Below are 23302 nucleotides of genomic sequence, written 5' to 3'. Positions count from 1 at the left end.
CCTTCCTTATCCGATCTTGCAGGCAGCCAGCAGCGCCATGTTCAGGATGTCGTTGGCGGTCGAACCGGTCGAACAGATCTGGATCGGCACGTCGACGCCCGACAGGATCGGGCCCACAACGGTCGCCCCCGCCATTTCCTGCATCAGCTTGACCGAGATCGAGGCCGAATGCCGCGCCGGAACCACCAGGATATTGGCCGGGCCGGTCAGCCGCTGGAACGGATAGGCTTCGGCCGCTTTCGGGTTCAGCGCCACGTCGACGGTCATTTCGCCTTCGTATTCGAAATCCACGCCGCGTTTTTCCAGAACGCCCGGGGCCAGGTGCATTTTTTCCGCCCGTTCCGACACCGGATAGCCGAAGGTCGAGAAGCTAACGAAGGCCACCCGCGGTTCCAGCCCCAGGTGCCGCGCCACATCGGCCGACCGTTCGGCGATATTGGCAAGGTCTTCCTCATTCGGCCATTCATGCACCAGAGTGTCGGAAATCAGCACGATCCGCCCCTTGTGCAGCAGCGCCGTCACACCCACCGCGCCATGTTCGGCATCGGCGTCGAACACGTGGTTGATCAGCTTCAGCACATGCGCCGATTTCCGCGTCGCCCCGGTGATCAGCCCGTCACCATGGCCATGCGCCAGCATCAGCGACGAAAACACGTGCCGGTCGCGCGCGGCCAGCCGGTGAATGTCGTGCCGGTCGAACCCCTTGCGCTGCAGGCGGCGGTAAAGGAAATCCTTGTAGGTATCCAGATGCCGGGTATTGGCGGCGTTCACCACTTCCAGTTCGCGCACCGCGTCGCCCATGCCGGCGGCTTCCAGCTTCTGCTTCACATCCGCTTCGCGGCCGACGACCAAAGCCTTGCCCAGGCCGGACCGCTGATATTGCACGGCGGCGCGCAACACGCGGGGATCGTCGCCCTCGGCAAAAATCATCCGCGCCTGCGCCTTGCGGGCGCGGGCATGGATGCCGCGCATCACGTTGGCGGTCGGGTCCATCCGCGATTTCAAAGACACCTGATAGGCGTCCATGTCGATGATCGGACGGCGCGCTGCGCCGGTATCCATCCCCGCCTTGGCCACCGCCGGCGGGATGGTGTGGATCAGACGCGGGTCGAACGGCGTCGGGATGATGTAATCGCGCCCGAAGGTCAGCGCCTTGCCATAGGCCATCGCGACCTCGTCCGGCACATCTTCGCGCGCCAGTTTCGCCAGCGCCTCGGCGCAGGCGATCTTCATCTCGTCATTGATCGCGCGGGCGTGGATATCCAGCGCGCCGCGGAACAGGTAGGGGAAGCCCAGCACGTTGTTGACCTGGTTGGGGTAATCCGACCGGCCGGTCGCCACGATGGCATCGGCGCGCACCGCATGGGCCTCTTCCGGGGTGATTTCCGGATCGGGGTTCGCCATGGCGAAGATCACCGGGTTGTCGGCCATCTTTTCCACCATTTCGGGGGTCACCGCGCCCTTGACCGATACGCCCAGGAACACGTCGGCGCCTTCCATCGCCTCATCCAGCGTGCGCAGGTCGGTTTTCACCGCATGGGCCGATTTCCACTGGTTCATGCCCTCGGTCCGGCCCTGGTAGATCACACCCTTGGTGTCGCAGACGATGCAGTTCTCATGCCGCGCGCCCATACGCTTCAGCAGTTCGATACAGGCGATCCCGGCGGCACCGGCCCCGTTCAGAACGACTTTCACGTCCTCGATTTTCTTACCCGAGATATGCAGCGCGTTGATCAGCCCCGCCGCACAGATCACCGCCGTGCCGTGCTGGTCGTCGTGGAAGACCGGGATATCCATTTCTTCCTTGAGCTTCTGCTCGATGATGAAACACTCGGGCGCCTTGATGTCTTCCAAATTGATGCCGCCGAAGGTCGGCCCCATCAGCTTCACCGCCTTGATGATTTCATCCGGGTCCTCGGTATCCAGTTCGATATCGATGGAATTGACGTCGGCGAAGCGCTTGAACAGCACCGCCTTGCCTTCCATCACCGGTTTCGATCCCAAAGCGCCCAGGTTGCCAAGGCCCAACACGGCGGTACCGTTGGAAATCACCGCCACAAGGTTGCCCTTGTTGGTGTAGTCATAGGCGGTTTCGGGGTTTTCCGCGATCGCTTCGCAGGGCACCGCGACGCCGGGGGAATAAGCCAAAGACAGGTCGCGCTGCGTGGTCATCGGCACGGTCGCGGTGATTTCGAATTTCCCGGGGGTGGGTTCCAAATGGAACGCCAAAGCCTCTTCCGGGGTAACTTTCTGCTTTGTCATCTGTCTGGCCTGAAATTAATGTAGTCGAAGCCTCTTACAGCGGGAACGCCCGCGTCTCAACAGAAACACGTTTTCGCCTTTCGTCCCGGCCCCGCGATTTGTAAGGTCTGCCGAAACGAAACGGGGGTAAATCGTGTCAGCAGTAACGCCCATGATGGCGCAATATCTGGAAATCAAGGAAGCCCATAAGGATGCGCTTCTGTTCTACCGGATGGGCGATTTTTACGAGATGTTCTTCGACGATGCGGTCGCCGCATCCGAAGCGCTGGACATCGCTTTGACCAAGCGCGGCAAGCACGCAGGCGAAGACATCCCGATGTGCGGCGTGCCGGTGCATTCCGCCGAAGGCTACCTGCTGACCCTGATCCGCAAGGGGTTCCGCGTCGCCGTCTGCGAACAGATGGAAGACCCGGCCGAGGCCAAGAAACGCGGGTCGAAATCCGTGGTCCGGCGCGAAGTGGTGCGGCTGGTCACCCCCGGGACGCTGACCGAGGAATCCCTGCTGGAAGCCCGGCGGCACAATTTCCTGTGCGCCTATGCCCTGGTGCGGGACGAAGCTGCACTGGCCTGGGTCGATATCTCGACCGGCGAATTCCACGTGATGCCGTTGCCGCCGGTGCGGCTTGGCCCGGAACTGGCGCGGCTGATGCCGTCCGAGGTCGTGGTATCCGAAGCGCAAGAGCACGATTTGGCTGAAATAGTCTCTGAATCCGGCGCGTCGCTGACGCCGCTGTCGCGCGCCGCCTTCGACAGCACCAGTGCCGAAAAGCGGCTGTGCGCGCTGTTCGAAGTGTCGTCGCTCGATGCCTTCGGCCAGTTTTCCCGCGCCGAGGTGTCTGCGATGGGCGCCGTGGTCGAATATCTGGAAATCACCCAGAAGGGCAAACTGCCGCTGTTGCGCAAACCGCATCGCGAAGCCCAAGCCCGGGTGATGCAGATCGACGCCGCCACGCGCCGCAACCTGGAACTGACCCACGCGATGAACGGCGGACGGGCCGGATCGCTGCTGGCCACCATCGACCGCACCGTGACCGCTGCTGGCGCGCGGCTGCTGGAACGGCGGGTTTCCAGCCCCTCAAGGGTGCTGTCGGTAATCCATGACCGGCTGGCCGCGGTGGATTTTGCGGTGGAACAGGGTCGAATGCGGGCCGATCTGCGCGATGAGTTGCGCAAGGTGCCCGACCTGGATCGCGCGCTGTCGCGGCTGGGTCTGGATCGCGGCGGGCCGCGCGATCTGGCGGCGATCCGCAACGGGCTGGATCAGGCCGGGCAAATCTCAAATCATATTTCGCCGCTCGACCTACCGGCGCTGCTGAAAGATGCCGCCGGCGCGCTGGTCGGCCATGACGAATTGCTGGACCTGCTGGATCAGGCGCTGATCGCCGAACCGCCGCTGCTAGCCCGCGATGGCGGCTTCATCGCGCCGGGGTTCGACGAAGAACTCGACGAAATGCGCCAGCTGCGTGACGAAGGGCGCGGCGTGATCGCGCAAATGCAGGCTCAATACCAGCAGGAAACAGGCATCACCTCGCTCAAGATCAAGCACAACAACGTGCTGGGGTACTTCGTCGAGGTCACCGCGACCCATGCCGACAAGATGCTGTCTGAGCCGCTGTCCAACACGTTCAAGCACCGGCAGACCACGGCGAACCAGGTGCGGTTCACCACCGTGCCGCTGTCGGAAATGGAAACCAAGATCCTGAACGCGGGCGGCCGGGCCTTGGAAATCGAAAAGCGGCTGTTCGAGGTCCTGCGGCAGGCGATCCTGACCCGCGCCGACGAAATCAGCGTCGCTTCACGCGGGCTGGCGGAACTGGACCTTGCCACCTCGCTCGCCGATCTGGCCCGGGCCGAGGATTGGGCGCGTCCCACGGTCGACGATTCTCGCCGGCTGCATATCGAAGGTGGCCGTCACCCGGTGGTCGAACAGGCGCTGAAGAAACAGGGCGGCGCGCCCTTCATCGCCAATGATTGCGACCTGGCCGAAGGCACTGACGGCGCCGATATCTGGCTGCTGACCGGCCCCAACATGGCCGGTAAATCGACCTTCCTGCGGCAGAACGCGCTGATCGCGCTGCTGGCGCAGATGGGCAGCTATGTCCCTGCAAGGAAAGCGGAAATCGGGCTGGTCAGCCAGCTGTTCAGCCGCGTCGGGGCGTCCGATGACCTGGCGCGCGGGCGGTCGACCTTCATGGTGGAAATGGTGGAAACCGCCGCGATCCTCAACCAGGCCGACGACAGGGCCTTGGTGATCCTCGATGAAATCGGGCGCGGCACCGCGACCTATGACGGCTTGTCGATCGCCTGGGCGACGCTGGAACATCTGCACGATGTGAACCGCTGCCGGGCTTTGTTCGCCACCCATTACCACGAATTGACCAACCTCGCAGCCAAGCTCGAGGGTGTGGAAAACGCCACCGTCGCGGTGAAGGAATTCGAAGGCGAGGTGATTTTCCTGCACGAGGTGCGCAAGGGCGCCGCCGACCGCTCCTACGGGGTGCAGGTGGCGAAGCTCGCGGGCCTGCCCGACGCGGTGGTCGAACGCGCCCGCGTGGTTCTGGACGCGTTGGAAAAGGGCGAACGGGAAGGCGGCAAGAAACAGGCGGTGATCGACGATCTGCCGCTGTTTTCCGCCGCCCCTGCCCCGGCGCCAGTCGCCGCGCCAAGCGGCCCCTCGGAGGTCGAACAGAAGCTCGAGGACATCCACCCCGACGACCTTACCCCAAGGCAGGCGTTGCAGATCCTGTACGATCTCAAGGGATTGACCAAGGCCGGTTAAGCCCCACAACCGGGACCCGAACGGCGAACACGACCCGTTTACCGATCTCAAATTTCATTTGACGGGGGCCCGGGGCCCCTGTCACTCTTTCCGGGCGCGAATTGAAAATGCTGTTTCAAGCATTGCGATACCGCGAAGGAGGAATCCGTTATGGCAGAAATCGTCATTCTTGGCGCAGGCATCGGCGGTTTGCCGATGGCCTATGATATGAAACGTGAAATCGGCAAGTCCGACAAGATCACGGTGATATCCAATCAATCCTATTTCCAGTTCACCCCGTCCAACCCCTGGGCGGCGGTCGGATGGCGGACCAAGAAAGACATCACCATCGAGCTTGATCCGGTTCTCAAGAAGCTGGGGATCGATTTCATCGCCGACGGCGCCGCCAAGCTGGAACCCGAGAACAACAAGGTGATCCTCGAATCCGGGCGCGAGGTCAGTTACGATTACCTGATCATCGCCACCGGCCCCGAACTTGCCTTCGACGAAGTCGAAGGGCTTGGCCCGCATGGCGGGTTCACCCATTCGGTCTGTGCCGTGGATCACGCAGTCACCGCATATGACGCCTGGGAGGAATTCTGCCGCGATCCCGGCCCGATCGTGGTCGGCGCGGTGCAGGGCGCGTCCTGCTATGGCCCGGCCTATGAATTCGCCATGATCATGGATACCGAGCTGCGCAAACGCAAAATCCGCGACAAGGTGCCGATGACCTTCGTCACCGCCGAACCCTATGTCGGCCATCTGGGGCTTGGCGGCGTCGGCGACACCAAGGGCATTCTCGAAAGCGAAATGCGCCACCGGCATATCAAGTGGATCACCAACGCCAAGGTCGACAAGGTCGAAGACGGCAAGATGTTCGTCACCGAAATGAAAACAGCCGAGGAAGCAGTCGGATCGCACGAACTGGACTTCAAATATTCGATGATGCTGCCGGCGTTCCGCGGCATCCCCGCGCTGCGCGGCATCGAGGGGCTGGTCAATCCGCGCGGCTTCGTCATCGTCGACGAACATCAGCGCAATCCGACGTTCAAGAACATCTATTCGGTCGGCGTCTGCATCGCGATCCCGCCGCTTGAAGCGACGCCCGTCGCGGTCGGCGTTCCGAAAACCGGCTACATGATCGAAAGCATGGTCGCCGCCACCGCCGGCAATATCGGGTTGGAGCTCGAGGGCAAGGAACCGACGCTGGAAGGATCGTGGAACGCCTTCTGCCTGGCCGATTTCGGCAACAAGGGCGTGGCCTTCCTTGCCCAGCCGCAAAACCCGCCGCGCAATCTGAACTGGGCGTCCGAGGGCCGTTGGGTGCACCTCGCCAAGATCGGGTTCGAGAAATATTTCATGCACAAGATCCGCAAGGGCAAATCCGAGCCGTTTTTCGAAAAGGCGATCATGGGCATGACCAAGGTCACGCGGCTGAAATAGCGGATCACCAGCTGCCGCTGGCGCCGCCGCCGCTGGACGATCCGCCGCCGAAGGACCCCGAGGAGGAGCTGGAGGATTTTCGCGGAATGATCCGGGTGACCGACCAGCGGTCGTCGCAATTCAGGCAGTGATAATCGATCCGCTTGGTGCCGGTCGATGAGGTGGTGGCGGGTTCCAGGATTTCGGTTTCACCTTCCACCGTCCTGTAACCGCAGGACCGGCAGGCGGAATAGCGGCTGAACCAGGCCTTGTAGGCCTCGACCGTCACGTGATCGCATTTCGGGCAAACCCAGACATCGTAATCGACGCTTTTCAGCTCTTCCTCGGTGATCTGGCCCTTTTGCAGGTGGTTGTCGTCCCAGGCTTCATCCAACCGTTCCATCTGCGACCCGTCATTTGGGCAGATCCGCGGCTTGTTGCGCTGCCAGCGGCGATAGGCCTGCACCGGAAAGCCCAGCAACGGCGCCAAGATCACGAAAATCCAGCCACCGATCCAATCCAGGAACCGCTTGCCTCGGTTCAGCGCCTTTTGCGCAAAGCTGGCGTCGTATTCGCCCGGGTAACTTCCAGTCAGGTCGAAAATCACCGCATCCACCCCGTCCTCGATCCCGCCGACGTAATCGTCGCGCTTGAAGCGGGGAACGATCACATCGTCGATGATGTCCTTCATCGGGATGTTCTTATCGTTGCCGTAACCCGACCCGACCTCGATCCGCAGCTTGCGGTCGTATCGCGCCACCAGCAGCATCACGCCGTCATTGCGCCCAGCATTGCCGACCTGCCAGTCGTTGAACAGCCCGGTGGCGAAAGGTTCAATGTCGCCCACATGGCCGTAATCGGACATCAGCCCGATGGTCACCACGGTGAATTCGATCCCGCGTTCGCGGCGCAATTCCTGCAGCTTGCCGCGAATGCGGTCTTCGTCTTCTTCCGACAACAGGTCGGCGAAGTCGTTCACGTAAATCTCGGTGTAATCTGGATAGGTCTGCGCGCGCGCGGAAATAGCGGCAAGGCCGATGAAAAGGGCCAGGATGAAATGTCGCAAAAGAAAAAGCTCCCAAATGGATGGGAGCTTTCTATCACTTAACCGGCGATCTGTTTAGCCGGGATTGGACGACACGCCCACCTGCGCCGGGCGCAACAGACGGTCATGCAGCATGAAGCCTTCGGCCGCGACCTGGATGATTTCTCCCGCCACGGTGTTCGGCACCGGGGCTTCGAACATCGCTTCGTGCATCTGCGGGTCGAACTTGTCGCCGACCTCCGGCGAAATCAGCTCGATCCCGTGCTTTTTGAACACGCTCAGCAATTCGCGCAGGGTCAGTTCGACCCCTTCGATCATCGCGCCCATCTGTTCGCGCTGTTCGTCGGTCACCGCGTCCATCGCGCGCTTCAGGTTGTCGAAGACCGGCAGGATGTCGCGCGACAGTTTCGAACCGCCATATTGTTCGGCTTCGCGGCGCTGCTTGTCGGCGCGCTTGCGGGAATTTTCCGCATCGGCCAGGGCGCGCATGAACTTGTCCTTGTAATCGTCGCGCTCGGCGCGCAGGGCGTCGATTTCGGCTGCCTCATCCGTGATCTCGGAGTTTTCCTCGGCAAAGGCTTCGGCCTCGGCGGCTTCGATATCGTCGAGAAATTCGTTTTCCTTGGGCATGTGCCACCTTCCAACTTTAGCTGCGGTCGGAAATCATCCGTCCAACCAGCTGTGCCGTATAGTCCACAATCGGCACGATCCGCCCATAGTTTAGGCGTGTGGGCCCGATGACCCCGACCGCACCGACAATCTTACGATCAGCGTTCATATAGGGAGACACCACCAAAGAGGAACCCGAAAGTGAGAAAAGTTTGTTTTCCGAGCCGATAAAAATGCGAACACCCTCGCCCGCCTCGGTCAGATCCAGGAAATCGGCGATATCGCGCTTGCGTTCCAAGTCGTCGAACAGGTTTCGGATGCGTTCCAGGTCCGCTTCGCCGCCTTCGGCCTGCAACAGATTCGACCGGCCGCGCACGATCAGCCGTTCGTGTTCGCCGCCGTCACCTTCCCATAGCGCCATGCCGCTTTCGACCAGGTCGCGCGCCAGCACATCGATTTCCTGACGCCGCGCATCGATCTGCTGCCGGATCGCGACGCTCAGCTCGCTCAGCGTCTTGCCTTCGACCAAAGCATTGACGAAATTCGCCGCCTCGCGCATCGAGGACGGGGTTTGCCCCGCCGGCGGGGTGAACAGCCGGTTTTCAACGTGCCCGTCGGCAAAGACCAGAACCACCAGCGCCCGCTCGGCCCCCAGCGACACGAATTCCACATGCTTGATCGGCGCCTCGTGCTTGGGCGCCAGCACCAGCGAGGCGCCTCGCGTCACGCCCGAAAGCGCCGTGCTGACCCGGTTGAGGATATCAGGCACGTCGCCCGCATTACTGCCGACGGTTTCGTCCAGCATCATCCGGTCGGATTGATCCAGGTCGCGCACTTCCAGCAAGCCGTCGACGAACATCCGCAACCCCATCTGGGTGGGTATCCGACCGGCGGACACATGCGGGCTGTCCAGCAGGCCCATGAATTCCAGGTCCTGCATCACGTTGCGGATGGTGGCGGCGCTGACCTTTTCGCTCATCTCGCGGGTCAGGCTGCGCGACCCCACCGGATCGCCGCTTAACAGGTAGCTTTCGACGACGCGGCGAAACACTTCGCGCGATCTGTCGTTCATCTGTGCCAGAATGTTCTTGCCGTCATCCATTCGCGAAACCCTGCTCAGGGTCATTAAAGAGGTTGTGCCGCAAAGGTCAATCGGGGTTGCGTTTGACGCGCCCCGCCCTGTATCCCCGCATTAAATGGACAAGGGGAAACGACATGCGGCCATCTGGTAGAGATTTAAGTGAAATGCGCGCAGTTTCAATCGAAACGGGCGTCACCAAACATGCAGAAGGGTCCTGCATGATCCGCATGGGCGACACCCATGTGCTGTGCACCGCGACCCTGGAAAACCGTGTTCCGCCCTTCATCAAGGGATCGGGCCTGGGTTGGGTCACGGCGGAATACGGCATGCTGCCGCGGTCTACTACGTCGCGCATGCGCCGCGAAGCCACTTCGGGCAAGCAGGGCGGAAGAACCGTTGAAATTCAAAGGCTTATCGGTCGATCGCTGCGCGCAGGCGTGGATCGCGTGGCGCTTGGCGAACGTCAGATCACCATCGATTGCGACGTGATCCAGGCCGATGGCGGCACCCGCTGCGCGTCGATCACCGGCGGCTGGGTCGCGCTGCGCCTGGCAGTGGACAAGCTGATGAAGGCGGGCGACATCTATTCCGATCCGCTGATCGAACCGGTCGCCGCGGTCAGCTGCGGCATTTACGCCGGGCAGCCGGTTCTGGACCTGGATTACCCCGAAGACAGCGAAGCGGGCGTCGACGGCAACTTCATCATGCTGGGCAACAAGCAGCTAATCGAGGTGCAGATGTCGGCCGAAGGCGCGACCTATTCGCGCGATCAGATGAACCAGCTGCTGGATCTGGCGGAAAAAGGCGTCGGCGAACTGGTTTCGGCGCAGCGGGCAGCGGTCGATGCAGCGTAAGTTCGACGGCGATCAACTGGTCCTGGCCAGCCACAACAAGGGCAAGCTGCGCGAGATTTCCGCGCTGCTTGCACCTTTCGGAATCCATGTCAGTTCCGCCGCCGAACACGGGCTGGAGGAACCGGAGGAAACCGAAGACACCTTCGCCGGCAACGCCCGGATCAAGGCGCATTACGCGGCGAAGGAAACCGGCCTGCCCGCCCTGTCCGACGACAGCGGCATCGCGGTCGAGGCACTGAACGGCGCGCCGGGCGTTTACACCGCCGACTGGGCGGAAACGCCGAACGGGCGCGATTTCCCGATGGCGATGGAAAAGACCTGGAAGCTGCTGGAAGAAAAGAACGCCCCCTTCCCGCGCAAGGCCGCCTTTGTCTGCACCCTGTGCCTGGCCTGGCCCGATGGCCATGACGAACTGTTCGAGGGCCGCGTCGAAGGTCAGGTCATCTGGCCGGCGCGCGGCGAACACGGCTTCGGTTATGACCCGATGTTTGTTCCTGAGGGTTTCGACATTACATTCGGTGAAATGGACCAGGACAAGAAACAGGAAATGAGCCACCGCGCGGATGCCTTTGCCAAGCTGGTAAAGGGCTGCTTTGAGTGAGGATTGGCAACAGGGGGGCTTCGGCCTTTACCTGCATTGGCCGTTTTGTCAGGCCAAATGCCCCTATTGCGATTTCAACAGCCATGTAGCGCGCGAAATCGACCAATCCCGCTGGCTCAGGGCCTATCTGGCCGAGCTTGACCGTTACGCCGAAGAAGTCCCGCACAGGGTTCTGAATTCCATCTTCTTCGGCGGCGGCACGCCCAGCCTGATGAACCCAGACGTGGTTCACGCCATCCTGGAACGGGTCCGCCAGATCTGGCCGCAGGCCAACGATCTTGAAGTCACGTTAGAAGCCAATCCCGGATCGGTCGAAGCAGGCCGCTTCGCCGCCTATGCCCAGGCCGGGGTCAGCCGCGTTTCGATGGGCATCCAGGCCCTCAACGACCGCGATCTGCGCCGTCTGGGCCGAATCCACACGGTCGAGGAGGCGCGCAAGGCCTTCGATATCGCCCGCACACAGTTCGAGAGGGTCAGTTTCGATCTGATCTATGCCCGCCAGGACCAGACATTGCAGGATTGGCGCGCTGAACTGTCCGAGGCGCTGTCGATGGCGATCGACCATGTATCGCTCTACCAACTGACCATCGAACAAGGCACCGCCTTCGGCGACCGCTACAACCGCGGATCGCTGCGCGGGTTGCCCGAAGACGATACCGCCGCCGACATGTACGAGGCGACGCAGGACATTTGCGGCGAAGCCGGGTTCAACGCCTATGAAGTGTCGAACCACGCCAAACCCGGCGCGGAATCGCGGCATAACCTGATCTACTGGCGCTATGGCGATTACGTCGGCATCGGCCCCGGCGCCCATGGCCGGGTGACGCTGAACGGCCAGCGCATCGCCAGCGAAACCGAACTGACGCCGGGCAAATGGCTGCACGGCGTGGAAAGCGGCACCGGCGCGGAAACCCGCCGTGCGCTGAGTGGGATGGATCAGGCCGGGGAATACCTAATGATGGGGCTGCGCATCAGCGAAGGCATAGATATTGATCGCTATGCTGCTCTTGCAGGGCAGCCTTTGAACGCCGAAAAACTGGCCTATCTGACAGATATCGGCATGATCGCGCCATCTGCGTCAAAACTACGCGTGACAGATCAGGGGCGCATGGTACTCAATGCCGTTATCAGGGAACTGCTGGTGGACGGCTGATGCGTGTTATCTGGGCTATTTTGGGGTTGATCAGCGTCGCTTTGGGCCTGATCGGTGTAGTGCTGCCGCTGCTGCCGACGGTACCCTTCATGCTGCTGGCCGCGTTCTTCTTCGCCCGCTCCAGTGAAAGGCTTCACGCCTGGCTGATCGAGCACCCGACCTTCGGGCCCTCGATCGTCGATTGGCAGACCCGTGGCGCGATCAGTAGCAAAGGCAAGCGGATCGCCACCCTGTCTATCGTCGCCGTTTTCGCAATTGCGCTGATCATGGGACTGCGCCCGATGCTCCTGATCATTCAGGCAATCACCCTGGGCGCAGTTCTGACTTTTATATGGACGCGGCCTAACTCGTGACCGACAGCTTGCGGCACAGCTCGTCCAGCTGATCGAAATCCTTGTAGGTAATCATCACCATGCCACTTTCCTTGCCGGGATCGTGGTCGATCGACACCTGCATGCCGATGGCGGCGGACAGATCGCCCTCCAGCGCGCGGGTATCGGCATCCTTTTCCAGCGATTTCGGCGCCTTCTTCGTGGGCTTTGCAGCCTCGTTGAAGATCTCACCGGCCGGTTGCTTGGCCAGCCGTTCGGTTTCCCGCACCGACAGGCCGGAATGGATCACCTTCTTGGCCAGTGTCACCGGATCGTCCGAGGTGATCAGCGCCCGCGCGTGACCCGCGCTCAGCTTGCCTTCGCGCAGGAATTCCTGAACTTCTTCGGGCAATTGCAGCAGCCGCACCAGGTTGGCGATATAGCTGCGGCTCTTGCCCAGAACCTCGGACAGTTTTTCCTGGGTATGGCCGAATTTCTCCATCAGCTGCTTGTAGCCGGCGGCTTCTTCCACCGGGTTCAGGTCGGCGCGCTGGATGTTTTCGATGATCGCGACTTCCAGAACCTCGGTATCGTCGAAATCGCGCACGACCACCGGGACCGTGTGCTGCATCGCCATCTGCGCCGCGCGCCAGCGGCGTTCCCCGGCGACGATTTCATACATTCCCTTTTCGCCCGGCTTTTCCCGAACGATCAGCGGCTGGATGATGCCCTTTTCCTTGATCGAAGCGGCCAGTTCGTCCAGCTGTTCCTTGGTAAAGGTGCGGCGCGGCTGATCCGGGTTCGGCTGCACCTTTTCGATCGGCACCATCATGTCGGGCCGGCGCATGCTGTCGCCGGTTTCAGCAGTGGTCGGGGTCGGGTTCACATCGGCCATCAACGCCGACAATCCGCGGCCCAGGCCGCGGGATTTGGGTTTATCGCTCATCTTGCCCTCTTTTTCTTCTTATTATGCCGCGATGCGGATGTTTTTCGACATCAATTCCTTGGCCAGCTGCAGATAGGCCTGCGCGCCCTTCGAGGTCGGGTCGTAATCCAGGACCGGAACCGCGTAAGACGGCGCTTCGCTGACCCGGACATTGCGCGGAATCACCGTGTTGAACACCAGGTCGCCCAGATTATCGCGCGCATCTGCTTCGACCTGCTGAGACAAGTTGTTGCGTGCGTCATACATGGTCAACACAATACCTTCGATCCGGAGCCCCGGATTGGCGCTTTGCCGCACTTCGCGGATCGTCAGCATCAGCTGCGACAGACCTTCCAGCGCGAAGAATTCCGATTGCAGCGGCACCAGCACAGAATGCGACGCCACCATCGCGTTCACCGTCAGCAGGTTCAGCGACGGCGGGCAATCGATCAGGATGAAATCGTATTCATGCGCGTCCATCGCGTGCTGACGCAGCGCGTCATGCAGCAGGAAGGACCGCTTTTCGTTCGACATCAGCTCGATATCGGCCGAGCTCAGATCGACGGTGGCCGGGATGATATCCATGCCTTCAGTGCGGGTCGGCTGAATCACCTTGTCCAGGTCGCTGTCGTCGATCAGCAGGTCGTAGGTGGTGTATTCGCGGTTCTCGGGGTCGATCCCCAGCCCGGTCGAGGCGTTGCCCTGCGGGTCCAGATCCACCACCAGAACCTTCATCCCTTCCGCCGCCAGCGCCGCGCCAAGGTTGATCGTCGTCGTGGTCTTGCCCACCCCACCCTTCTGGTTCGCCACCGCGATGATTTTCGGTCCAGGCAGACGGGTCGGATCAGACATGTTCTATTCCCTCGATTCGCAGGATGACGGCTCCGGTATCGGTTTCACTTGTAAATTGCTTACAGGCGAATCGCCACTTCTGCCGTGCTTCCTGCACCTCTTTTTCCCAATTGACGCCTTTCGGGAACAAGGCGACGCCGCCTTGCGCCAAATGTTGGGCAGCAAAGCCCAGAAGCGTCGACAGGTCGGCCAGTGCCCGGGCCGAAATCACATCTGCCTGCAAGGGCGGGATGTTTTCGATCCTCTCGTCGATCACCCGCGCGGAAATGCCGGTTTCCCGGATCACCGTTCGCAGGAACGCCGCCTTGCGTGTATCGCTTTCCACCAGCGCCACCTGCATCTCCGGCGCCTTTTCCGCCGCCAGGATCGCGATCACCAACCCGGGAAAACCGCCGCCGCTGCCCAGATCGGCCCAGCTTGCCGCGCCGTCGGGCAGATGCCGGAACACCTGCGCCGAATCGACGAAATGCCTATCCCACAAGGTTTCCAGCGTGGAGCGGGCGACGAGGTTGATCTTGGGGTTCCACTTTTCCAGCAGCGCGGCATAGGCTTCCAGCCGCACCATTGTTTCACGTGAAACATCGATGCCGATCTGTCTCACGCGGATTTTTCCCGTTTCGCCTGCCGCAGCTTCGCCAGCAGCAAAGTCAGCGCCGCCGGTGTCATTCCCTCAACCCGCGCTGCCTGGGCCAGGTTTTCCGGCCGCGCCTGTTTCAGCTTCAGCTTCAGCTCGTTCGACAGCCCTTCAATGCTGTCATAAGAGAAATCGGCCGGAATCACCTGCATCTCATCGCGCTTCACCGCCTCGACATCGCGTTGTTGCCGTTCGATATAATTGGCGTAAAGCGCGTCCTTTTCCAGCTGGCCGCGGATTTCCCCGTCGATATCCGACAGGTCCGGGTCCAGCTCGATCAGCTTGTCGAAATCGACATCCGGGAAGGACAGCACCTGGTACAGGCTGCGCCGGGCGCCGTCCTGATTGACGTTGAATCCGTGTTCCTTCAGGTGGTGCGGGGTGAAGCTCGCCGCTTTCAGCCGCGCCTCGCCTGCCTGCAGCCGTTCCATCTTGTCCTCGAACGCGGCTTTGCGCGTTTCGCCGACGCAACCAACCTCGATCCCCTTTGGGGTCAGCCGCTGATCGGCGTTGTCGGCGCGCAAGGACAGCCGGAATTCGGCGCGGGAGGTGAACATGCGATAGGGTTCCGACACGCCGCGGGTGATCAGATCGTCGATCATCACGCCGATATAGCTGTCGGAGCGGCTGAACAGCACCGGTTCACGGCCCAAGGCCGAGGCCGCAGCATTCAAGCCGGCGACCAGCCCTTGCGCGGCCGCCTCCTCGTACCCTGTAGTGCCGTTGATCTGCCCAGCCAGGAACAGCCCCGGCACCGATTTCACCGCCAACCGCGAATCCAAGGCGCGCGGATCGACGTAATCGTATTCAATGGCATAGCCGGGTTGCAGGATCTCGGTATCCTCCAGCCCAAAGATCGAATGCACGTAATCGCGCTGCACATCCTCGGGCAGCGAGGTCGAAATCCCGTTGGGATAGACGGTGTGATCGTCCAACCCTTCGGGTTCCAGAAACACCTGGTGCGAGGTCTTGTCGGCAAATCGCACGATCTTGTCCTCGATCGACGGGCAATAACGTGGCCCTACCCCTTCGATATGGCCGCCATACATCGCCGAGCGTTCCAGGTTTTCACGGATGATTTCGTGGGTGCGTTCGTTGGTGTGCGTGATGCCGCAGGAAATCTGCCGCACCGACGGGCCCTTGGACAGGAAGGAAAACATCACCGGGTCGTCATCGCCCGGCTGCATTTCCAGAAGGTCCCATTTGATCGTGCGCCCGTCCAGCCGCGGCGGGGTGCCGGTTTTCAAACGACCCAAGGGCAATTCGAACCCGTCGATTCGTTCGGCCAACTTGACCGAGGGTTTGTCGCCCATGCGCCCGCCGGGGCGCCGAACATCGCCGATATGGATCACGCCGCGCAGGAAGGTACCGGTGGTCAGCACCACCTGCTTCGCGTTCAGCTCCGATCCGTCGGCCAGGATCACGCCGGCAACCGATTCGCCGTTCATGATGAAATCGGTCGCTTCGCCCTCGACGATCTGCAGATTCGGCTGCGCCTCTATCTCCGCCAGCATCGCCTGGCGGTAAAGTTTCCGGTCGGATTGGCAACGCGGCCCCTGCACCGCCGGGCCCTTGCGACGGTTCAGCAGACGGAACTGAATGCCCGATACGTCGGCGACACGGCCCATCACGCCGTCCAGTGCATCGACCTCGCGCACCAGGTGCCCCTTGCCGAGGCCCCCGATCGCCGGATTGCAGGACATCACGCCGATCCCGTCCTTGCGCAGGGTGATCAGCGCGGTGCGCGCGCCCATCCGGGCCGCGGCATGGGCGGCGTCCGATCCGGCATGTCCGCCGCCGATCACGATCACATCGAAGTCGAATTGTTTCACGTGAAACACTCCTCACTTCCCAAGGCAGAAACTGGCGAAGATTTCGTCCAGCAGGTTTTCAACATCGATCCGGCCGACCAGCGCATCCAGCGCGCGGATCGCCGTCCGCATTTCTTCGGCCGCGATATCGGTCATGTCTTCGCCCATCGCGACCAGTCTTTTCGCCTCGTCCAGCGCGGCAACCGCGTTCTGCATCGACACGCGATGGCGTTCGCGGGTGGCGATGCCGATATTTGCGGTGCGCTGCGACAGGCGTTCAGTGATCTGATCTATCAGATTCGCGACGCCTTCTCCACTCGCCCCGGACACGGCGCCGGATTTATCGTCCAGCAGGTCCGCCTTGGCCTTCAGAACGATATCGTCGGGCTGCGGTTCGAAATCCGGTTTCTGATCGCCCTCGACCAGGAACACCCGCAGATCGGCCAGCCCTGCCCGTTCGCGGGCACGTTGGATGCCGATTTCTTCGACCTTGTCCTGGGTTTCACGCAATCCGGCGGTATCCAGCAGAGTCACCGGCAATCCGGCCAGGTCCATCCGCACCTCGATCACGTCGCGCGTCGTGCCGGCATATTCCGAAGTGATCGCCGCATCGCGCCCCGCCAAAGCGTTCAACAGGGTCGATTTGCCGACATTCGGCGCGCCGATGATGGCAACTTCGAATCCGGTGCGGACCCGTTCGGCGGCGGAAACCCCGGCGATTTCCTTGCTTAGAGACGCAATCACCCGATCCAGCAATTCGTTCACTTCCGGCGACACGTCGACCGGGATGTCCTCATCGGCGAAATCGATCGTCGCTTCCAGCAGCGATGCCGCGCGGATCAGGTCGCGGCGCCATTCCTCGGCCCGGTTGCCCAGATCGCCGGACAGAACCCGCAACGCCTGCCGTCGCTGCGCTTCGGTTTCAGCCTCGATCAGATCGGCCAGGCCTTCGACCTGCGCCAGGTCCAGACGGCCGTTTTCCAGCGCGCGGCGGGTGAATTCGCCGGGATCGGCCTGGCGCAGCCCGTCCATGTTGCCCAATTCGCGCAACACGGCGGCGATGACAGCGGTCGATCCGTGCAGTTGGAATTCCACCACCGCTTCGCCGGTGAAGCTGGCCTTGTCCTCGAAACACAGGATCAGCGCCTCGTCCAGGCGTACCCCCTGCCCGTCCTTCAGCAGCCGCAGCCCGGCCTTGCGCACTTCCGGCAATGACCCGGCCAAGGTTTCGCCCGCGGCAAAGGCCATAGGGCCGGACACGCGGATCACCGCGACCCCGGCCTTACCATGGGCCGTGGCAAGGGCGAAAATCGTGTCCATCTGTAAGGTCCTGGACCCTTATCCGTTCATCGAATCGAAGAATTCGGTGTTGGTCTTGGTCTGTTTAAGCTTCGAGATCAGGAATTCGATCGCATCGGTGGTGCCCATCGGGTTCAGGATGCGGCGCAGAACGAAGGTTTTCTGCAGATCCTTCGGATCGACCAGCAGGTCCTCTTTCCGGGTGCCGGATTTGAGGATGTCCATCGCCGGGAACACGCGCTTGTCGGCGACCTTGCGGTCGAGCACGATTTCGCTGTTACCGGTGCCCTTGAATTCTTCGAAGATCACTTCGTCCATGCGCGAACCGGTATCGATCAGCGCGGTGGCGATGATGGTCAGCGACCCGCCTTCTTCGATATTCCGGGCCGCACCGAAGAACCGTTTCGGCCGTTGCAGCGCGTTGGCGTCCACACCACCGGTCAGAACCTTACCCGAGGACGGCACCACGGTGTTGAAGGCACGACCAAGTCTTGTGATCGAATCGAGAAGGATAACAACATCTCGTTTATGTTCGACTAGGCGCTTGGCCTTTTCGATGACCATTTCCGAAACGGCCACGTGACGGGTCGCCGGTTCGTCGAAGGTCGACGAAATCACTTCGCCCTTCACCGAGCGCTGCATGTCGGTGACTTCTTCGGGCCGTTCGTCGATCAGCAGGACGATCAGATAGCATTCGGGATGGTTGGTTTCGATCGAATGGGCGATGTTCTGCAGCAGAACCGTCTTACCGGTCCGCGGCGGCGCCACGATCAGCGACCGCTGGCCCTTCCCGATCGGCGATACCAGGTCGATGATCCGGGCCGAGCGGTCCTTGATCGTCGGGTCCTCGATTTCCATCTTCAGCCGCTCATCGGGATAGAGAGGCGTCAGGTTGTCGAAGGCGATCTTGTGACGCGCCTTTTCCGGTTCCTCGAAGTTGATCGTGGTGGCCGAGGTCAGTGCGAAGTAGTTTTCGTTTTCCTCGGGCGCCTTGATCACGCCTTCGACGGTGTCGCCGGTGCGCAAAGAATACTGCCGGATCATGTCGGGCGACACATAGATGTCGTCGGGACCCGGCAGATAGTTCGCTTCGGGCGACCGCAGGAAGCCGAATCCGTCCTGCAGGACCTCCAGCACGCCGTCACCGCCGATTTCCCAGCCTTCATCGGCCATTTCCCGAAGGATCTGGAACATCATTTCGCCCTTCCGCATGGTCGAGGCGTTTTCGATTTCCAGCTCTTCCGCCATGGCAAGAAGGTCTTTGGGGCTCTTGGCCTTGAGATCGGCGAGGTTCAGGCGCTGCTGCTGCTCTGTCATTGGAATAATCCTGCGCACAATCCCGTCGGGATTGCCGTCATCTTCATTGAAGGAAAATCAGGTCCCCCGGACGGGGGCTTAGGCTGCGATATAAGGGCCGTCCCTTTCTGAGTCAATTCTCATCCTGGCATGGTTGGTGCAAGTCCTCGGGCAGGCAAACAAAAATAAATAAAGAAAGATAAAAGGATTGTTTTTGTTTTAGGGTAGCCGGATTCCTGTGGATTACCGACTTATCCAGAGGGATTTTCACTTGGCCGGAAGCCTGTAGAGAAACCTATGGAAATATTGGGTGTGCTTTCTGGGTAATTTTCTGATTATTGTATAATTTCAATGCGTTGTAATAATATTTCTGAAAACCGGAACCGGGGATAATTTCTGGACTGGGGCGGTGAAACCGGGGTTTGCCACAGGTTTGCAGTTATCCTTGCCCCGAAAGGATAAGCGTCTTGCAAGCGTGGCATGGAATGGTGAGTTTCGCACAGCTTGCAAAGATCCCCCGAACCATCCAGTACTCGTCACCAAGTCATGCCATCGCTTTCCCACGGGTTTATCCACATGCAGAAAAATCTGATCCTCGCTTCTGGGTCCGAAATTCGGCAATCCCTGCTCAGAAATGCCAACGTTTCCTTCACCGTTGAACGGCCGCGAATCGACGAAGAGATGGTGAAAGCCGCGCTTCTGGCCGAAGAGGCCACGCCGCGCGACATCGCCGACACGCTGGCCGAGATGAAAGCGCTGAAGATCAGCGAAAAATTCCCCGACGCCCTGGTCATCGGATGCGATCAGGTGCTCGATTTCAACGGTCAGATGCTGTCGAAACCCGAAACCCGGGACGAGGCGCGCGATCAGCTGCGCCAGATGCGGGGCGAGAGGCACATGTTGCTGTCGGCGGCGGTGATCTGCGAGGCGGGCAAACCGCTTTGGCGCCATATCGGGCAGGTTCGTTTGCGGATGCGCGATTTCTCCGACGACTTCCTAGAGGGCTATCTGGATCGCAACTGGCCGGAAATCGGGCATTGCGTGGGCGCCTATAAGCTTGAAGAGGAAGGTGTACGGTTGTTTTCCCGTATCGACGGCGATTACTTTACGGTCCTGGGGCTGCCGCTTCTGGAACTCCTGTCCTACCTGACCCTGCGAGGAGAGCTGCAACAATGAGTGTCGAGCGTATTCCCCTGGCCGGTGTGATCGGATCGCCGATCGCCCATTCGAAATCGCCGCTTTTGCACGGTCACTGGCTGAAAACCCTTGGCATCAAGGGCCATTACATCCCGATGGATGTGGCGCCGGAAGACCTGGAAAACGTGCTGCGCACCCTGCCCCGGATGGGTTTTGTCGGCGTCAACATCACCGTGCCGCATAAGGAAGCCGCGATGCGGATCGCCGATCAGGTCACCGACCGGGCGACGCTGATCGGGGCGGTGAACACGCTGATTTTCCGCGAAGATGGGAAAATCCACGCCGACAACACCGATGGCTATGGTTTCATCGAAAACCTGCGTCAGAACGCACCGGATTGGAACCCGGCGGCCGGGCCCGCCGCGGTTTTGGGCGCCGGGGGCGCCGCGCGCGCCGTGGTGGCGTCGCTGCTCGATGCCGGTGTGCCGGAAATCCTGATCAGCAACCGCACCCGGGCGCGCGCCGAAGCGCTGAAGCAGGATTTCGGCACAAGGGTGAGCGTGGTCGAATGGGTCCAGGCCGGCAACATGCTGGAACAGGCGGCGACGGTGGTGAACACCACCTCGCTTGGCATGTTGGGCAAACCGGAATTGCGGGTGCCGCTGGACGGGTTGCAGAAGGGCGCCTTGGTGACCGATCTGGTCTATAACCCGCTGCAAACGCGGCTTTTGCGCGAAGCCGAAGACATGGGATGCGTCACCGTCGACGGCTTGGGCATGCTGATCCACCAGGCGGTGCCGGGGTTCGAACGCTGGTTCGGCCAACGGCCCGTGGTCGACGCGGCCACCCGCGCGGTGTTGCTGCGATGAGTTTCAAGCTGGGCCTGACCGGGTCGATCGGGATGGGCAAATCCACCACCGCGAAAATGTTCGCCGAAGCGGGCTGCGCCGTCTGGGATGCGGATGCGGCGGTGCATCGGCTGTATTCCAGGGGTGGCAAGGCGGTTCCGGCGTTCGAGCGCGATTTTCCCGAGGCGGTGATCGATGGTGAAGTGTCGCGCGCGGCGCTGAAACTGATCATCGGGCGCGATCCCACCGCGTTGAAACGGATCGAGGAAATCGTCCATCCGCTGGTCGGCGAAGACCGCGCCGATTTCATTGCCCATGCCACGGCCGATATCCTTGTCTTCGACATCCCGCTGCTGTTCGAAACCGGCGGCAACGCGGCGATGGATGCGGTTGCCACCGTGTCGGCCACGGCCGAAATCCAGAAACAAAGGGTGATGGACCGCGGCACCATGACCGAGGCGCAATTCGAAGCGATCCGTGAAAAACAGATGCCGGACGCTGAAAAACGCGCCCGGGCCGATTATGTGATCGAAACCGACACGCTGGATCACGCGCGCGCGCAGGTGCAGGCGGTGATCGACGATATTCAGGGGAAGCTGCGCAATGCGTGAAATCGTGATGGATACGGAAACCACCGGTTTCGACCCGAATTCGGGCGACCGGATCGTCGAAATCGGTTGTCTTGAGCTCTATAACCACATGCCGACCGGCGAAACCTATCACGTCTATATCAACCCCGAACGCTACATGCCGGACGAAGCTTTCGGCGTGCACGGCATTGGGCCCGACCTGTTGCAGCCGCCGCAGGACCCGAAACCGGGTCAGGTGACGCTGAAGGACAAGCCGCTGTTCAAGGAAGTGGGCCAGAGTTTCCTGGATTTCATCCGCGATTCCAAGCTGGTGATCCATAACGCGGCCTTCGATATCAAGTTCCTCAACGCCGAACTGGGCTGGATGGGATTGCCGCAAATCCCGTGGGAACAGGCGCTTGATACGCTGGCCATCGCGCGCAAGAAATTTCCCGGCTCGCCCGCGACGCTGGATGCGCTGTGCCGCCGCTTCGGCATCGACAATTCGTCGCGCACGCTGCACGGCGCGTTGCTCGACTCCGAAATCCTGGCGGATGTCTATCTGGAACTGATCGGCGGCCGGCAGCCCGATTTCGGGCTCAGCACGGTGTCCACCGGGTCGTCGGGCGGCGATGGCGGCGACGATTGGCGCCCCTTCAAGCGTCCGGCGCCGCTGCCGCCGCGGATCACCGAAAAAGAAACCGCCGCCCATGATGCCTTTGTCGAGGCGATGGGCGACGGCGCGCTTTGGAAAAAGCTGTCTTAAGGGATCAGTTCGCCGGCGCGGTCTGACCTTCGGCCTGACGGCGGGCCAGTTCGTTGCGATACAGCTGAACGAAATCGATGTTTTCCAGGTTCAGCGGCGGGAAACCGCCGTCGCGGGTCACGTCGCTGACGATGCGGCGCAGGAACGGGAACATCATGCGCGGGCATTCGATCAGCAGGAACGGATGCATCTGGTCTTCCGGCACGCCTTCGATCTGGAAGATCCCGGCATAGTCGATTTCCAGCAGGAACAGCTTGGCGTCGCTATCCTTGGCCGAGGAATCCACGGTCAGCTTGATCGCGACTTCATACTGGTTTTCCTGGCTCCGCTTCTTGGCGTCCAGGTTGACCAGAACCTTGACGTCCGGCTGGACTTCGCCCGACGCGCCTTTTTGCGCCAGGATGTTTTCGAAGGACATGTCGCGGATGAACTGGTTCAACACGTTCATGCGGAAGGACGGGGCCTGCGGGTCGGTGGCAGCTTCAGCCATTTCTTGCTCCTAGAAAATGCGTTTGATCCGTCCTTATCAGGATGGATCACGCGCCTCAATGCTTGGTCCATCCCGAAGGCCGGTGGGTCGGTCGTTTTGACGGATCGACCTCGTAAAATTCGCCTTCGATGACGTCATCGTCCTGCATCGGGCGGTATTCCTGCCGGGTGCCCGCCGCGCCCATGGTGAAGCTTTGAACCCGCACGCGCTTGCGCAGGTAATGGAAAAAGGCCGAGCGGATCGCCGGAACCAGCAGGGCAAAGCCAAGCGCGTCGGTGAAAAAACCCGGCGTCAGCAGCAGGACGCCCGAAATCAGCACCATCGCGCCATGCGCCAAAGGTTCGGTCGGATCGTCGAGCTGGGAAAAGGACCGTTGCAGGTTACCGATCGCCAAACGCCCCTGCGCCCGCACCATCCAGGTGCCCAGCATCGCGGTCAGAACGACGATTCCGATCGTCGGCCATGTCCCGATCAAACCGCCCACTTGGATGAAAAGGGCGATCTCGATAACCGGAACGGCGATAAAAGCGATTAACAGCCACATTTTTGGCACTCTCCTGTAACCTTGACGCAGTGGAC

At 61.2% G+C, this 23302-nt stretch carries 22 protein-coding genes; 10 read left to right on the top strand and 12 right to left on the bottom strand.

Annotated features, from left to right (window positions below):
* Positions 1-6: 6 nt before the first annotated feature.
* A complete protein-coding gene (locus GR167_RS08655; protein WP_160973068.1) occupies positions 7-2262 on the bottom strand; it encodes an NADP-dependent malic enzyme in 2256 nt (751 codons plus the stop codon).
* 151 nt (positions 2263-2413) lie between these two features.
* Here GR167_RS08655 and mutS point away from each other — a divergent pair, with 151 nt between their 5' ends.
* Positions 2414-5041 (top strand): DNA mismatch repair protein MutS, encoded by a 2628-nt coding sequence (mutS, locus tag GR167_RS08650; protein WP_160973067.1) that lies wholly within the window; start codon positions 2414-2416, stop codon positions 5039-5041.
* A gap of 150 nt (positions 5042-5191) precedes the next feature.
* Entirely contained in the window at positions 5192-6463 is a 1272-nt protein-coding gene (locus GR167_RS08645; protein WP_160973066.1) for an NAD(P)/FAD-dependent oxidoreductase, read from the top strand.
* A gap of 4 nt (positions 6464-6467) precedes the next feature.
* Here GR167_RS08645 and GR167_RS08640 read toward each other — a convergent pair whose 3' ends face one another.
* The 3 genes from GR167_RS08640 to hrcA are packed head-to-tail and all read right to left on the bottom strand — an operon-like array spanning position 6468 to position 9198.
* Entirely contained in the window at positions 6468-7508 is a 1041-nt protein-coding gene (locus tag GR167_RS08640; protein WP_160973065.1) for a TPM domain-containing protein, read from the bottom strand.
* Between the two features lie 54 nt (positions 7509-7562).
* The gene (locus GR167_RS08635; protein WP_160973064.1) at positions 7563-8117 is read right to left on the bottom strand and encodes a nucleotide exchange factor GrpE; all 555 of its coding nucleotides are present in this window, start codon (positions 8115-8117) and stop codon (positions 7563-7565) included.
* Positions 8118-8133: 16 nt separating this feature from the next.
* A complete protein-coding gene (gene hrcA, locus GR167_RS08630) occupies positions 8134-9198 on the bottom strand; it encodes a heat-inducible transcriptional repressor HrcA (protein WP_160973063.1) in 1065 nt (354 codons plus the stop codon).
* A gap of 113 nt (positions 9199-9311) precedes the next feature.
* Between hrcA and rph the strand changes: the two genes are divergently transcribed.
* Genes rph through GR167_RS08610 form a run of 4 tightly spaced genes read left to right on the top strand, consistent with a single transcriptional unit; the run spans position 9312 to position 12138 of the window.
* Entirely contained in the window at positions 9312-10031 is a 720-nt protein-coding gene (rph, locus tag GR167_RS08625) for a ribonuclease PH (RefSeq protein WP_160973062.1), read from the top strand.
* Positions 10021-10632: an RdgB/HAM1 family non-canonical purine NTP pyrophosphatase gene (gene rdgB / locus GR167_RS08620; RefSeq protein ID WP_160973061.1), complete on the top strand. Its 612-nt coding sequence runs from the start codon at positions 10021-10023 to the stop codon at positions 10630-10632. Before rph ends, rdgB begins: the two co-directional genes overlap by 11 nt.
* Entirely contained in the window at positions 10625-11785 is a 1161-nt protein-coding gene (hemW, locus tag GR167_RS08615) for a radical SAM family heme chaperone HemW (protein WP_160973060.1), read from the top strand. Before rdgB ends, hemW begins: the two co-directional genes overlap by 8 nt.
* Positions 11785-12138 (top strand): YbaN family protein, encoded by a 354-nt coding sequence (locus GR167_RS08610; RefSeq protein ID WP_160973059.1) that lies wholly within the window; start codon positions 11785-11787, stop codon positions 12136-12138. Before hemW ends, GR167_RS08610 begins: the two co-directional genes overlap by 1 nt.
* On the opposite strand, the gene GR167_RS08605 is transcribed toward GR167_RS08610, so the two are convergent.
* The 6 genes from GR167_RS08605 to rho are packed head-to-tail and all read right to left on the bottom strand — an operon-like array spanning position 12128 to position 18934.
* Positions 12128-13042, bottom strand: coding sequence for a ParB/RepB/Spo0J family partition protein (locus tag GR167_RS08605; protein ID WP_160973058.1), 915 nt, complete (start codon positions 13040-13042; stop codon positions 12128-12130). The genes GR167_RS08610 and GR167_RS08605 overlap by 11 nt on opposite strands.
* A 21-nt stretch (positions 13043-13063) precedes the next feature.
* The gene (locus GR167_RS08600; RefSeq protein WP_160973057.1) at positions 13064-13873 is read right to left on the bottom strand and encodes a ParA family protein; all 810 of its coding nucleotides are present in this window, start codon (positions 13871-13873) and stop codon (positions 13064-13066) included.
* Complete coding sequence (rsmG, locus tag GR167_RS08595; protein ID WP_160973390.1) at positions 13866-14438, bottom strand: 16S rRNA (guanine(527)-N(7))-methyltransferase RsmG; 573 nt, start codon at positions 14436-14438, stop codon at positions 13866-13868. Before rsmG ends, GR167_RS08600 begins: the two co-directional genes overlap by 8 nt.
* 32 nt (positions 14439-14470) lie before the next feature.
* On the bottom strand, positions 14471-16348 hold the full coding sequence (mnmG, locus tag GR167_RS08590) for a tRNA uridine-5-carboxymethylaminomethyl(34) synthesis enzyme MnmG (protein ID WP_160973056.1): 1878 nt from the start codon (positions 16346-16348) through the stop codon (positions 14471-14473).
* Between the two features lie 3 nt (positions 16349-16351).
* Positions 16352-17638, bottom strand: a complete 1287-nt coding sequence (gene mnmE, locus GR167_RS08585; RefSeq protein ID WP_160973055.1) for a tRNA uridine-5-carboxymethylaminomethyl(34) synthesis GTPase MnmE — start codon at positions 17636-17638, stop codon at positions 16352-16354.
* 18 nt (positions 17639-17656) lie between these two features.
* Complete coding sequence (rho, locus tag GR167_RS08580) at positions 17657-18934, bottom strand: transcription termination factor Rho (protein ID WP_160973054.1); 1278 nt, start codon at positions 18932-18934, stop codon at positions 17657-17659.
* Between the two features lie 555 nt (positions 18935-19489).
* On the opposite strand from rho, the gene GR167_RS08575 reads away from it, so the two are divergent.
* From GR167_RS08575 to dnaQ, 4 genes are read left to right on the top strand one after another with little or no spacing between them, the layout of a single operon-like run.
* Positions 19490-20089 (top strand): Maf family protein, encoded by a 600-nt coding sequence (locus tag GR167_RS08575; RefSeq protein WP_160973053.1) that lies wholly within the window; start codon positions 19490-19492, stop codon positions 20087-20089.
* Positions 20086-20919 (top strand): shikimate dehydrogenase, encoded by an 834-nt coding sequence (locus tag GR167_RS08570; RefSeq protein ID WP_160973052.1) that lies wholly within the window; start codon positions 20086-20088, stop codon positions 20917-20919. Before GR167_RS08575 ends, GR167_RS08570 begins: the two co-directional genes overlap by 4 nt.
* On the top strand, positions 20916-21509 hold the full coding sequence (coaE, locus tag GR167_RS08565) for a dephospho-CoA kinase (protein WP_160973051.1): 594 nt from the start codon (positions 20916-20918) through the stop codon (positions 21507-21509). The genes GR167_RS08570 and coaE overlap by 4 nt, the downstream gene beginning before the upstream one ends.
* Positions 21502-22233 (top strand): DNA polymerase III subunit epsilon, encoded by a 732-nt coding sequence (gene dnaQ / locus GR167_RS08560; protein ID WP_160973050.1) that lies wholly within the window; start codon positions 21502-21504, stop codon positions 22231-22233. The genes coaE and dnaQ overlap by 8 nt, the downstream gene beginning before the upstream one ends.
* Before the next feature lie 4 nt (positions 22234-22237).
* Here dnaQ and secB read toward each other — a convergent pair whose 3' ends face one another.
* Positions 22238-22723 carry a protein-export chaperone SecB gene (secB, locus tag GR167_RS08555; RefSeq protein WP_160973049.1) on the bottom strand — a complete coding sequence of 162 codons (486 nt, stop codon included), beginning with the start codon at positions 22721-22723 and terminating at the stop codon, positions 22238-22240.
* Between the two features lie 55 nt (positions 22724-22778).
* Complete coding sequence (locus tag GR167_RS08550) at positions 22779-23267, bottom strand: FxsA family protein (RefSeq protein ID WP_160973048.1); 489 nt, start codon at positions 23265-23267, stop codon at positions 22779-22781.
* Positions 23268-23302: the final 35 nt, after the last annotated feature.

This window comes from Thalassovita mangrovi (genome assembly GCF_009857745.1).
GTDB classification, from domain to species: domain Bacteria; phylum Pseudomonadota; class Alphaproteobacteria; order Rhodobacterales; family Rhodobacteraceae; genus Thalassobius; species Thalassobius mangrovi.
This window is presented reverse-complemented; position numbering and strand designations above follow the sequence as displayed.

Bases quoted from the DNA above. Each gene is read 5' to 3' on its own strand.
- GR167_RS08655 (WP_160973068.1), bottom strand. From the start codon at position 2,262: ATGACAAAGCAGAAAGTTACCCCGGAAGAGGCTTTGGCGTTCCATTTG.
- mutS (WP_160973067.1), top strand. From the start codon at position 2,414: ATGATGGCGCAATATCTGGAAATCAAGGAAGCCCATAAGGATGCGCTT.
- GR167_RS08645 (WP_160973066.1), top strand. From the start codon at position 5,192: ATGGCAGAAATCGTCATTCTTGGCGCAGGCATCGGCGGTTTGCCGATG.
- GR167_RS08635 (WP_160973064.1), bottom strand. From the start codon at position 8,117: ATGCCCAAGGAAAACGAATTTCTCGACGATATCGAAGCCGCCGAGGCC.
- hrcA (WP_160973063.1), bottom strand. From the start codon at position 9,198: ATGGATGACGGCAAGAACATTCTGGCACAGATGAACGACAGATCGCGC.
- rph (WP_160973062.1), top strand. From the start codon at position 9,312: ATGCGGCCATCTGGTAGAGATTTAAGTGAAATGCGCGCAGTTTCAATC.
- rdgB (WP_160973061.1), top strand. From the start codon at position 10,021: ATGCAGCGTAAGTTCGACGGCGATCAACTGGTCCTGGCCAGCCACAAC.
- GR167_RS08610 (WP_160973059.1), top strand. From the start codon at position 11,785: ATGCGTGTTATCTGGGCTATTTTGGGGTTGATCAGCGTCGCTTTGGGC.
- GR167_RS08605 (WP_160973058.1), bottom strand. From the start codon at position 13,042: ATGAGCGATAAACCCAAATCCCGCGGCCTGGGCCGCGGATTGTCGGCG.
- GR167_RS08600 (WP_160973057.1), bottom strand. From the start codon at position 13,873: ATGTCTGATCCGACCCGTCTGCCTGGACCGAAAATCATCGCGGTGGCG.
- rsmG (WP_160973390.1), bottom strand. From the start codon at position 14,438: ATGGTGCGGCTGGAAGCCTATGCCGCGCTGCTGGAAAAGTGGAACCCC.
- mnmE (WP_160973055.1), bottom strand. From the start codon at position 17,638: ATGGACACGATTTTCGCCCTTGCCACGGCCCATGGTAAGGCCGGGGTC.
- rho (WP_160973054.1), bottom strand. From the start codon at position 18,934: ATGACAGAGCAGCAGCAGCGCCTGAACCTCGCCGATCTCAAGGCCAAG.
- GR167_RS08575 (WP_160973053.1), top strand. From the start codon at position 19,490: ATGCAGAAAAATCTGATCCTCGCTTCTGGGTCCGAAATTCGGCAATCC.
- GR167_RS08570 (WP_160973052.1), top strand. From the start codon at position 20,086: ATGAGTGTCGAGCGTATTCCCCTGGCCGGTGTGATCGGATCGCCGATC.
- coaE (WP_160973051.1), top strand. From the start codon at position 20,916: ATGAGTTTCAAGCTGGGCCTGACCGGGTCGATCGGGATGGGCAAATCC.
- dnaQ (WP_160973050.1), top strand. From the start codon at position 21,502: ATGCGTGAAATCGTGATGGATACGGAAACCACCGGTTTCGACCCGAAT.
- secB (WP_160973049.1), bottom strand. From the start codon at position 22,723: ATGGCTGAAGCTGCCACCGACCCGCAGGCCCCGTCCTTCCGCATGAAC.
- GR167_RS08550 (WP_160973048.1), bottom strand. From the start codon at position 23,267: ATGTGGCTGTTAATCGCTTTTATCGCCGTTCCGGTTATCGAGATCGCC.